Genomic DNA, 12,313 nt, shown 5'->3' with positions numbered 1-12,313 from the left:
ATCCAACAAGTCTCTTTCTAAAACAATGTCTGCAGTACATGGCACATTGATTTGTAGATAAAATCATAGCGGTCTCTTTATATTTATGCTGCATACCTGTAATTACAGTATTTTGTCCTTCTCCACTAGTATCGAAATTTCCTCTTAAATCCTTCTCAAATTCAGATGGTATACACATTTTTTTTATTGGATCGTCTTTATCATCTTTATTTATCAGTGATAAATAATACGGAGGTATCGATATCGGAAACTTTTCTGATATCTCCTTTATATTATCTATTTCACTTGGGCTTAAATCTAAGAGCATAAATAAATCATTTAATTTATTTATATTTTTCTCTAATATTACTGGACAACTCATAAATATCACCCCTTTATTTAATTTTTTTAATCTAAATTAATTTAATAATCTTTAAATTAATATTTTTCTACAATTATATTATATCAAAAACTACCAACAATTTCTATTTTTATTATACTCTATTTTATTACAATATTTTACATTATATTTTAAAAATTTAATTTTGACATAATATGATTTTATCTAAAATCTCTTCACTTCCTTCAAATCCTTTTTTATCACTTATTATAAATTTGTCACCTTTTTTTATATAATTTACAAAATCTCCATGTCTCAATATATAAGAATAATCACAAAAATTTAACATATCACTGTCCATCGTAGAATCACCTATTGCAAAAGTATTTTTATATCCATATTTATCACAAATATACTTTACAGCAGTAGACTTTTTTATCTCCCTAGGTAAAAAATATATTTTCCTTCCACTCATGTAGACATCCCAATTTAAATCACGTATTTTTTCTGTGAAGGAGTTTAAATTATTTAAATCAAATCTCTCTTCATTCACAACAATATAAAAAAATAAATTCTCTGCTACTCTAAATTTTTTAATTCCATCTATATTTTTATATTCTTTGAACAATTTTATTATATCGGAAATATATGAACTCAATTTTAATTTTTCTTCTATAAAATATTTATATTCTATATCTACTTCTCCATTTATTAAAATATTTCCTCCATTTGAAGTAATAGCGTGTTTAAAATCAAGACCGTATTTTTTAAAATTTATTCTCTTAAACTGCTCGATTGTTCTAGTTGTTGTAGGTATAAAATCGCTATTTTTCTTTATCTTTTTTATATTTTCAATAGTTTTTCTCGATATATAAGAGATATTTTCACCTTTATAGATCTCTATATCAAGTGTATTTGATTCTTCCTGTATAAATTTCTTAGAGTAAATTATACTCCTGTCTAAATCAGAAAATACTACCATACTATACATCCCTCACTCTCTTGATTATTCCACAGCAGCTATATGCTTTTAAATCGACCTCTTCTACCTCCACGTTTTTTTCCTCGGCTAAAATCAATATATGTCTCAGCTTTTCGTCGTTTAAATCGTCTACAAGTATTTTATATGGAATTCTTCTCAAAAGAACTCTAGTAGTCTCTCCGACTCCCGGTTTTATGAAGTTTATATCGTCTATATCGTATTTTTGTTTTATCATTTTGACATCTTCATCGCCAATTTTTGTGATTATATCTTCAGTCCAGCCATCCATAGCCATATCTATATTTTCGTACTGACCTTCAAAACACGCGCTAATAGTATCTATGTAATTATTAGATTCGTCGACGTCCTTTAACTCTTTATAGTATTTTGCCCCGTGAAAATCGTCCTTTCCGATTAAGTCATTTCTAAGCACAGTTCTACTTACAAGTCCACTTACTGTAGAATTTAAACAAGCGCTTGGAATTAAAAAATCCTCTCTTACACCGTATAGATTAGAATACCCACATGGATCTGCAAGCACCGCCAAGGACGAATCAAAAGGTCTTTTAAATATTTTTTCAAGCTCTACACATGCTTTTTTAAGTTCATTAGCTATAGTTCCCTTGCCTGTCCATCCATCTATAAATTGTATTTTTGAATTTTTATGGTTTTCTATTATGTATTTGATTGCATTTACATCTATACCCTTGTCCCTTATTATAGACATAGTATAGTGCGGTAAATTTAAGTTATATCTCTTCTTTATATATCTTTTAGCTAATATACCTATAGGTGTACCAGCTCTGGCAAGTGAAACTAAAACGACGTCTTTTGGATTTTTCTTTAAAATCTTTTCGCTCATAACTCCAACTGCAAATGCTAGCTTTTCTTTAGTTTCCTCTAATTTTTCTCTATATAAATTCAAATAAACATCACTAACTTGATATTCTATAGGTATCATCTCTGAATAGTGAGTCCCACTTTGAATTTTTTTCTCCCTAGTCAAATTGTCCTCTTCTTTTATTAAATCCGATATGTCCTTTAATAAAAAGACTACATCATCTTTTTTATATGTCGAAAATTCTTTCATACACCTTCTCCTTATTTATTGCATATTACTATATTTAATTCTTTTATACCTGTATTTGAAATTATATTTATTATTTCATCGAAGTCGCTTTTTTCTCTATTTAACTCACAGAAGAAAAAGCACTTTTCATAATCGTATTTATCTACGTTGTACACGTAGTTTGCAATCCCTCTATTGTATAAGCTACTATGTGGGAATTTGCTCTTTATAGGATAATCATCTATATCTAAATCTACAATGGGACTTCTAGTAGTTGAATGGTAGTATATATTTTTTCCTTCGAACTGCTTTGCAAACAGCATAGGAATATACATAAACTCTTCACTTCCTAGAAATAAAGTCTTCTCCCTATCTTTAACGTCTAATTTTTCGCTCTCTCTTTTTACCTCTTTTAGTAGAGCTTCTTGATCTTTTTTATTTATTCCAAATCTACCTGTGTATTTTATATATTCCTCGTTTTTATCGTATTTTTTCATATCTAGATAAGTGTACGATACTTTTAAATCTTTATTTTTTGTAAATACCTTATATTCTCTTTCGCTTTCTGTAATCAATTTTTCGACCTTATCCTCGTCGCATTTAAATTTAAAATTTCCAGCAAATAGATATACAAAATTTATTTTTGTATTTATCTCATCTTCTAAATCCTTAAATCTAATGAAAGCCTCATTATCCATCCAATTTAATATAGAACAGATTGTATATCTTTTTTTGGGGTAGAGGCTGTTTATTTTTTTTATTAAATTTATACAAGTGTTTCCTGTAGTTATCTCATCATCTACCAGCACTACTTCCTCCCCGCTTTCAAATTTCTCCAGGTCTTCGTAGTATAAATTGTGATTTGTCGCATGTGAGTGCTCCTCTAGAAAGTCTAGTGACTTTTTATTTTCCACTATCTCTCTAGTCGTATGTACGAATTCATAATCTGCATTTATATAGTTAAATACACTGTGACCTAGAGCCGTGCCCGTCTCTGCAAATGATATTACAACTCCAGATTTTAAGTAATTCTGCTTTTTCTCGTATACTCTAACTATATCATATCCCAGCTTATCCATATCCATAGGCTTACATGGAAGGTGCTTTCCAAGGCACTTAGATACAAATAAAAATCTTCTCTTTTTATTATTTCTAATAGCCAAATCTAGATAGTCATCTATATTTAAATCTAATATATTCTCTTTTATATTTATGTCGTATTTAAAATCTAAACCTTCCTTACATTGAAGCTCTAATAAGTGCATTGTAATCTACCCCCTCTCTCAAAACTCCGTATATATAAGATAATCTCATTATTTTTTTAGCCCATTTATAATGTGGCTTGTACTCATTCATTTTATCTCCTGAAGAGCTCTTTTTGACTCCTATCTCAGAGTGGTAATTATCTATTATGTCCTTTGCATCCATATAATCCTCGTAAGTTACAGCAGAAAGTGCCTGAACGATTTCGATTTGCTTTGGATGAATTACTGTCTTTCCCACAAAACCGTGATATTTATCTAGCATTATTTCTTTTATATATGTTTTTCTAATTACCTCATCCTCCATATTGAATAGCTCTGAAACTCCGGCACTTATAGGTATATCTAGTTCCTCCCTATTTAAGTAATTTATCACATCTTCAATAAATGAAGTCGCTATTAAGTTGTCGTATATACAGAAATTTTTATCTCTTCTAACTCCGTACATTCCTAGAACATCAGTAAGTCCTATTCTTATTCCGAGAACTCTTTCTTTATGATTTAAAATGCTGCAAAACATCTCTCTAAAATAAGCTTCCTTTATCTCCTTATATATAAAATCCTTAGATTCTATTATAGGTATGACGTACATATCTTGAAGCCCTAAATTGTCTAATATACCGATAAACGCCTTTAATAAAACTCCTGTCGCCTTTGGAATTATTATTCCAGTTATAAAATCCCTATTTTTTATCAATATATCTTTTATCCTCTTTAATTGCTCTTGATCTTTGACCCTTATAAAAATCAGCGGTAGATTTTCTAGCTTATTAAATACATCTTCTGATAAATCATTTAAGACTAATTCTAAGCTTTCTATAGCTTCCTTTTCTCCAAACTCACCTATAGCATCCTCTAAGCATATAGCGAGCGGCTTAGGGTGTTTATCTTGATCTACAACGCTTTTATATATTTGGCTGTACTTGTTGGCTGGGACATATAGAAAAGCCCCCAAAGAATACTTCAAAATATCTTTTTCAGTATTTTTATCGAACGGCTGTGGTTTTTTATAAAAAATTTCGTCTAATTTTTCATCGTCTATATAATTAAAATACTTCAATTTCGTCCTCCTACAATTATTTTAAAATATATCTTAAAACTAAAGCCGCAAAACATATTATTTTGCGGCTTGATTGCTTTTTAATAGTTTATTTCATTATCTTAAATCGTAGTTTTAATACAAATTATTTTCTGTTAGTTATTATATTAGTATTTAATTCTTCTAATCGTTTTGTATTTTGAGCTATTGCATCTCTATTAGCCTGTTCTATTCTCATAGTTTCTTCTATACCGTTTTTAATAGTGTTGTGCATTTTTTCTAGAGTTTCTATTTGAACAGAGCTTGAAGTCGCCATCTTCGCAATTTGAGTACTTGCGTTAGATACATTTTGTGCGTTTTTAAGTAGTAATTCATTAGTCTTATCGTCAAGTGCTTTTAAAGACTTAGTTTGAAGCTCTTGTTTTTTGATAAGTATTGCTTGAGATAAGCATTGTTTAAATACTGGTAGAGTTACTACAAAGGCGCTGTTTATTTTTCTTATTAATCCGTAGTTGTTGTGTTGCATAGTTCTAAGCATAGGTATTGTTTGAAGAGAAATATTTTCAGCTATTCTCAAGTCGTAAATTCTTTGAACTAACATATCCTTTATATTTAATAGTTCTTGGTAATTAGCTATGTCCATTTGATCTCCCATATCTGCCTTTGCTTTAAATTGTGGAAGCAATTCGTTGTCTAATTCTTCTACTCCCATTTCACCTGCTACAATGTATTTTTGAAGCTCGTTGTAGTAGTTGAAGTTTTCATTTAGCATAGCTCCTAATTGTTTATTAGAGTCAGCTATTTCTCTTTCGTAATTTTGAAGCTCGATTTGAATTTTTTCAACTTCTCCGCCTAGAGTTTCGTATTTTTGGAACATAACTTCTATAGCACTGTTTGCCTTTTTAAACATCTTTTGGAAGAAATTAGGTTCCTTAGTTTTTGCAAAATCATCTAGATCGAACTTATCCATTATTTTAGTAAGTCTAACTAGCATCTCTGAATTTTTTTCATTTTGGTTCATCTTTATAGTTGAAAGCAAGCTGTCTGAAACTCTAGCTATCCCCTCAGAAGCTTCTTTACCAAATTGAAGAATTGTATTTGGATTGTCTACTTCTATTAAAGATGTCAAGTTTTCTACTTCTTTAGATTTTCTAAGCTCCATCTTCTTGTTGTTTGTATATTCAACTATATCAAAGTTATCTTGAGCTACCTCTGGCACAGCTGGCTGTTGATTCTCTACTACTTCTACAACCTCATCGTTATTGTTTGAAAATTTACTGATATCTATACCCATTACTAATCACTCCATTTCCCGAATAATTTTTCAATCCATGAACTCGGATTTCTATTACTATTATTATAGCTATTTTGTCTTGATGATTTGTATTTTAAATTATAATTTATTACATCTAGTCTATGAATATCCACTATTTGACTGTTTATAATATTTTCAATGCAGTTTACTCCTCCTGGAGTAAAGATGACTATATCAAAACCGATTTTACTTAGAGTCAATAATAAAAATACTATTTCCTTTGTAAACATCCTCATCTGTTCAATATATATTATCAATTTAGGATTTATATTTGCATAGTCAAAGCTGTTTATTAAATACACGAATTTTTCATTCATATTTAAAACAGTGTAAAGACCTTTAACTATATCATCCTTGTTGAGCCCTTCTATGAACATATCACTTAAAATAGTTTCTTCTATTTTATTTAATATATTTTCCTGCCATCTCAAGCTTAAATTTGAAATAGAAAAATTTCCCTCTTTTATAATTGCTTTTTTATTAAGCCTTCCATTATTTTCGACGAAGAAAGATAAGTTGTATCCCTCTCTAACAAACGGTTTAGCTAGAGGTCTTATATTGTTGTCAAACTGTAGAAAATAAGAAAAATCCTTTATCTGTAATTTATCTACTAATGAATAATATTCATCTAAATCTCTGTATACTCCATCTATTTTTGTAAAAAATACCGGCAAAGTCACAATTTCTTCATCGAATTTAAATCCAGGTCTAAGTTTCATCGGCTCTTTCCAATATATATCGACTTCATCTACTGTAGAACTCAAAAGCAGTGTCTTTATATTTCTATTTTGAAGCTGCCATGGCTTTATAAATCCAGCATCGTTTAAAAGTTCATCGCTTATTTGTTTTGAAGCCTGTGCTCCTACAGTATATGCTTTTTTTATAGAAGATTTATCTAATATTTCTCCTTTTTTTACTCTTTCTTCAAATGAAATTATATCGTTTTCAATTGGATTATTTTCAATTTCTATATTGTATTTATTTGTATCTATATTTTGAAGCTCACCTAATCCATTTGGATTTATATACAAAATATCAAATCCAGCGATATATAAAATCAATAAAAAATATAGCTCGTGTTTTTTAATATTTCCATAAACTACAACCTTTGGAGCATCATTGTAATCTATAACTAAAGGATTTATATAGATTCTTATCCAACTCATGACCTTTATTATAAAATTAAATTTAACCCTGTCGTTGTTGAATTTATCTCCTTCTTCTTTTAAGAAAATATCAAAAGCTCTTTTTATCCTGTTGTTTATCTCTTCATATCCTACTAAATCTATATCTAAATCAAAAACACTTCCATTGTATTTAGAAGTCTTAGCTTTAAGATAAGATATTATATCAAAATCATCTGGATTTAATATGTTGTTAGTAAATAGAGCAATATTTTTTCTTCTTTTTATTTCTCTATTTAATTCATAAATTTCTAAATCGTAAACCTCTGCATCACCAACACCTATATACGCTAAAAAATAATTTTCATATCCTTTAGATGAGGTGTAGTTGCCTCTATCTGATTGGCTGGAGAATATTTTACTAAATATATTTGATTTGCTACCTAACTCCATGTTATCCTCCTTTTAATTTGCCATTTATTATTTTAGCTGCTTTATTTTTAAATAAAAGTAAAGCAGCTAAAACATTGTTATGCCTCTACTTTTGGCATATTGCTATCTTTTTTGTCTTCCTTTTTAAATAATCTGCCTATAAATTTAACTACTTCATCTACTACTATAACAGTAAATGATAGAGCTAATACTTTTAACCATACTGTTATACTAAGAGGAACTGCATTGAAGAAGTCTCTAAATACTTGTGTAAATATTACTTGTGCTATTCCTGTAACTAGTATAATTTCTATGGCAAGTTTATTTTTAGTTAAATTTGGAATTATACTGTCGAAGTTAAACTCTCTACAGTTAAATGCATTGAATAATGCACTAAATGCAAATATACAGAACATTACTGTTTCATTTTGCTCCGGTGTAACATTTAATATGTTAAATGAAGATTGTAACATAAGTATCAATGTTATATAAAAAGCATTACCTATAATTGTGAAAATCATAGATTTCGTGATTATACTTGCATTTCTATTGACAGGCTTTCTGTCTAATACGTGGTTTCTAACTGGTTCAAGACCTAGAGCAAGTGCTGGTGGTCCGTCCATTATTATATTAACCCATAGTAATTGTATAGTTGTAAACGGCATTTCTTGACCTAATACTTGTGAGATAATCGCAACTAAGAACGCGATTATATTAACTGTCAACTGGAATTGGACGAATCTTTGGAAGTTGTCGTAGATTCCTCTACCCCATTTGATACCACTTACTATAGTTGAGAATGAGTCGTCAGTAAGTATGATGTCTGCTGCGTTTTTAGAGACTTCTGTTCCTGATATACCCATTGCTATACCTACATCTGCCTTAGATAGAGCTGGTGCGTCGTTTATACCGTCTCCTGTTACAGCTACTACTTCGTCATTTGCTTGTAGAGCTTGAACTATTCTCATCTTGCTGTCTGGCTTACTTCTAGCAACTATTGCTATTGTCTTGATTTCTTCTTTTAATTCTTCATCAGTTAAAGTATCTATATATGAAGCTTCTACAGCTCTCATATTGTTTTTAAGAAGACCTAGATCTTCTCCTATCGCTCTAGCTGTGTTTATATTATCTCCTGTAAGCATTTTTACAGCTACACCTGCGTGATTTGCAGTTTTAACAGCCTCTGCTACATCTGGTCTAAGTGGATCTCTAATACCTACAAATCCGCCAAATACTAAGCTTTCTTCACATTTTTCTATACTTATATCTTCATCTTCAAGCGCTATTGCAGCTTCACTTGATTCTTCGTATATAGGCATTTCTTTATATGCAAATCCCAATGCTCTCATAGATTTTTCTTGTAATTTAGCTATTTCAGATAATATATTTTGTTTTCTATCTGGTGTAAGCTCTTTTACTCCATTTGGCTCTTCTATAAACTTACAAAGCTCAAGAATTACCTCTGGAGCACCTTTTGTAAGCAATACGTATTTGTGATTTTTTGCGATTATAGTAGACATTCTCTTTAAGTTAGAAGAGAATTGATTTTGTGCAATTATAATTGCATCGTTTCTCATTTTTCTATAATCAGCGTCTTTATTTCTAAGAAGTAGAGCACATTCTGTAGCACTACCTAGATATTTAGTTTCGCCATCGTGTACTTCTATATCTGCTGTAGAGTTTACTGTGCAGTTTTCTAAGAAATAACTATTTGAATTTATATTTTCATCTTCTACGTATCTACCGTCTATATAAGCCACTTCTACAGTCATTCTATTTTGAGTTAATGTACCAGTTTTATCTGAACATATAACTGAAACAGAACCTATAGTTTCGCAGGCTTCCTTCTTAGTAACTAAGGCATTTATCTTAGCCATCTTTTGCATAGTTATGGCAAGAGTCATGTTTATCATAGTTGGAAGACCTTCTGGAACTGCCGCAACTATTAAAGCTACACAAACAGTAAATGCAGTTTTTACTTCGTCTATAGAATCTAAAAATGCAAATACTCCTGAAGTATCTATTTTTAATCCATTCATGACCATTCTTACTACCATGAATATAAATAAAAGTCCTGCTATAGCACTTGAAACCTTAGCTATTAATCCACCTAAATGTCCAAGCTTTATTTGAAGTGGAGTTTCCTCGTCTTCTTCTGATAGGTTTTTAGCTATATCTCCCATTTGAGTATTGTCTCCTATAGAAGTTACAACCATCATACCTGTACCATATGCAACTAGAGTTCCTCCAAATACCATATTTATTTGTTTTGCTGGTATCGGTTCAAGCTCTTTTATGCCGTCTTTAGTTTCGACCTTTTCCATGCCGATAATAGCGTCGCATTTTTTAGATACGTCATCAGATTCACCTGTAAGCATATCTTCTCTGACCTTTAGGTTTATGCTCTTTATAAGTCTACCATCTGCTGGAATCATATCTCCTGTTTCTATAAAAACTATATCCCCAGGAACTAATTCTGATTTTGATACTTGCTCCACCTTTGAATTTCTAAGCACCTTTACCTCTATATTTTCTGTCAATTTTGATAGAGCTTCTGCAGCCTTTTTAGAACGACCTTCTGTGATCATCCCTATCGCTATACCTATTGCTATAGCACATACTATACCTATTGCATCGTGGAATTCTCCTATAACAGCACTTATTATAGCTGCTACGATTAATATCACTATCATAGGCTCTGATAGGGCATCTTTTAAATCATCCCAAAAGCTACCTTCTTCTCTAGGCGTAAACTCATTTAAGCCGTATTTTTCTCTTCTTTCTTTTACTTCATCATTAGAAAGACCTTTACTTTTATCTACATCGAGCTCCTTTAGTACGCTCTCTTTCGTCTCACCATAAAATTTCATTTTTTACACTCCATATGCTTTTCTTTCAAGATTTTTCTTCATGTCGTTTAAGCCTGTGTCTCTTGTTCCTTCACCTATTGCATTGAATTTCCAAGTTCCATTGTATCTGTATATAAGACCAACTAATAGACCTGTTTTTCCTCTATAATCGTCTGATAAGTTGTATCTAGCTATTTCAGAATTATTTTTGGCATCCATAATTCTTATGTATGCATTTTGGATCATACCAAAATCTTGGCCTCTTCTGACACAGTCGTAAATATTTACAACAAATAATAATTTATCTATATTAGGATCTATTCTATCTAGGTCTACTAAGATAACTTCATCATCGCCTTCTCCTTCTCCAGTTAAATTATCTCCTGTATGTATTATAGAATCGTTTCTAGTTCTTAAATTTCCAAAATAAATTAAATCTACTGGCTTGCTATCTCCATTTAATAAAAATACAGACGCATCACAATCTATATCAGCCTTTCCTGAGCCAAATAGGGATTTTAAAAATCCTCCTCCACCTTGTTCTACAGGGTCCCATCCTAATCCTACTCTGACTGCGCTTAATCCTGGATTAGATTTTCTTAAATCGATTTTTTGTCCTTTTTTAAGATTTATTGACATATCTCTTCCTCCAATTAGTTCATATTATACGTTTAAACCGTAGTTTCTACAAAGAGCTTCAAGTCCTCCTTCAAATCCTGAACCTACTGCAGAGAATTTCCATTCACCGTTGTGTTTGTATATTTCACATACAACTACTGCAGTTTCTATAGAGAAATCTTCACCCAAGTCGTATCTAAGTAATTCTTCATCATTATCTGAATTTAGAAGTCTTACATATGAATTGTTTACTTGTCCAAAGTTTTGTCTTCTTTCTTTAGCTTCATATATAGTAACTGTTACAGCTATTTTTTCTACATAGTCTGGCATTTTAGAAAAATCTACTAGTATTTCTTCATCGTCACCATCGCCATCACCAGTTCTATTATCGCCTAAATGTTCAACAGCTTCAGATGGATGCTTTAAATTGTTGTAGAATATAAAATCCTCATCGTGTTCTACTTTTCCACTTTTAGAAACCATAAATAAACTTACATCTAGGTCGAAATCTTCTCCTCCATCGAATACATTAGTATCCCAACCTAATCCTAACTTAATATGTTTAAGACCTGGATTTCCTTTAGTTAAATCGATTTTTTGTCCTTTTTTTAATGTGATTGCCATTTTACTTTCCCCCTCACTTAGTCTTATACGTTTATTCCAAAGTTTTTACAAAGAGCTTCAAGCCCTCCTTCAAACCCTGAACCCAAAGCATTGAATTTCCATTCTCCATTATGTCTGTATATTTCACAAACAACTATAGCTGTTTCTATAGAGAAATCTTCACCTAATTCGTAGTTTAAAAGTTCTTCTTTAGTGTCTTCATTTACAACTCTTACAAATGAATTACTTACTTGTCCAAAATTTTGTCTTCTTTCTAGAGCTTCATGTATAGTTACAGTAAAAGCAATTTTACTTACATTAGCTGGCACTAAGCTTAAATCAACCTTTATTTGTTCATCGTCTCCATCACCTGCTCCAGTTAAATTATCTCCTAGATGCTCAACAGCTCCTGATGAGTGCTTTAAGTTATTGTAGAAAACAAAATCTGCATCGCTATTTACTTTTCCACTTTCTCCTAATAAAAAAGCAGCTGAATCTAAGTCAAAATCAAATCCTCCATCGTATTTATTAGTATCCCATCCTAGTCCAACAACTAGATGTTTAAGTCCTGGATTTCCTTTAGTTAAACTAACCTTTTGACCTTTTGATAATGTAATTGCCATTTTTATCTCTCCTTTTAAAATTTGATTAAAGTTTTTATCTTATTTAATATCATTATAACATTTTTTATAATGTATATT

10 protein-coding genes and 1 pseudogene are annotated in these 12,313 nt (G+C 30.7%); all 11 read right to left on the bottom strand.

The window, feature by feature from the left end; all coding sequences use genetic code 11:
* Nucleotides 1-361, bottom strand: a pseudogene (locus MR593_RS09365) (KamA family radical SAM protein); the annotation flags it as partial.
* 157 nt (nucleotides 362-518) lie between these two features.
* The gene (locus tag MR593_RS09360) at nucleotides 519-1,301 is read right to left on the bottom strand and encodes an HAD-IIB family hydrolase (RefSeq protein WP_290692189.1); all 783 of its coding nucleotides are present in this window, start codon (nucleotides 1,299-1,301) and stop codon (nucleotides 519-521) included.
* Between the two features lies 1 nt (nucleotide 1,302).
* Nucleotides 1,303-2,391, bottom strand: coding sequence for a cysteine protease StiP family protein (locus MR593_RS09355; RefSeq protein ID WP_290692187.1), 1,089 nt, complete (start codon nucleotides 2,389-2,391; stop codon nucleotides 1,303-1,305).
* Nucleotides 2,392-2,402: 11 nt separating this feature from the next.
* On the bottom strand, nucleotides 2,403-3,635 hold the full coding sequence (locus MR593_RS09350) for a phosphoribosyltransferase family protein (RefSeq protein WP_290692185.1): 1,233 nt from the start codon (nucleotides 3,633-3,635) through the stop codon (nucleotides 2,403-2,405).
* On the bottom strand, nucleotides 3,610-4,692 hold the full coding sequence (locus MR593_RS09345) for an HpcH/HpaI aldolase/citrate lyase family protein (protein ID WP_290692183.1): 1,083 nt from the start codon (nucleotides 4,690-4,692) through the stop codon (nucleotides 3,610-3,612). The genes MR593_RS09350 and MR593_RS09345 overlap by 26 nt, the downstream gene beginning before the upstream one ends.
* A 124-nt stretch (nucleotides 4,693-4,816) precedes the next feature.
* Nucleotides 4,817-5,965, bottom strand: a complete 1,149-nt coding sequence (locus tag MR593_RS09340; protein ID WP_290692181.1) for a toxic anion resistance protein — start codon at nucleotides 5,963-5,965, stop codon at nucleotides 4,817-4,819.
* Nucleotides 5,966-5,967: 2 nt separating this feature from the next.
* The gene (locus MR593_RS09335; protein WP_290692179.1) at nucleotides 5,968-7,563 is read right to left on the bottom strand and encodes a YceG family protein; all 1,596 of its coding nucleotides are present in this window, start codon (nucleotides 7,561-7,563) and stop codon (nucleotides 5,968-5,970) included.
* Nucleotides 7,564-7,640: 77 nt separating this feature from the next.
* Nucleotides 7,641-10,412, bottom strand: coding sequence for a calcium-translocating P-type ATPase, PMCA-type (locus MR593_RS09330; protein ID WP_290692177.1), 2,772 nt, complete (start codon nucleotides 10,410-10,412; stop codon nucleotides 7,641-7,643).
* A 3-nt stretch (nucleotides 10,413-10,415) separates the two neighbouring features.
* On the bottom strand, nucleotides 10,416-11,030 hold the full coding sequence (locus MR593_RS09325; protein ID WP_290692175.1) for a TerD family protein: 615 nt from the start codon (nucleotides 11,028-11,030) through the stop codon (nucleotides 10,416-10,418).
* 24 nt (nucleotides 11,031-11,054) lie between these two features.
* Nucleotides 11,055-11,633, bottom strand: a complete 579-nt coding sequence (locus tag MR593_RS09320) for a TerD family protein (protein ID WP_290692173.1) — start codon at nucleotides 11,631-11,633, stop codon at nucleotides 11,055-11,057.
* A gap of 23 nt (nucleotides 11,634-11,656) precedes the next feature.
* On the bottom strand, nucleotides 11,657-12,235 hold the full coding sequence (locus tag MR593_RS09315; protein WP_290692171.1) for a TerD family protein: 579 nt from the start codon (nucleotides 12,233-12,235) through the stop codon (nucleotides 11,657-11,659).
* Nucleotides 12,236-12,313: the final 78 nt, after the last annotated feature.

The organism is Intestinibacter sp., assembly GCF_022780145.1.
Lineage (GTDB): Bacteria > Bacillota > Clostridia > Peptostreptococcales > Peptostreptococcaceae > Intestinibacter.
The sequence above is the reverse complement of the archived record's forward strand: the minus strand, read 5'-3'. Positions and strand labels throughout refer to the sequence as shown.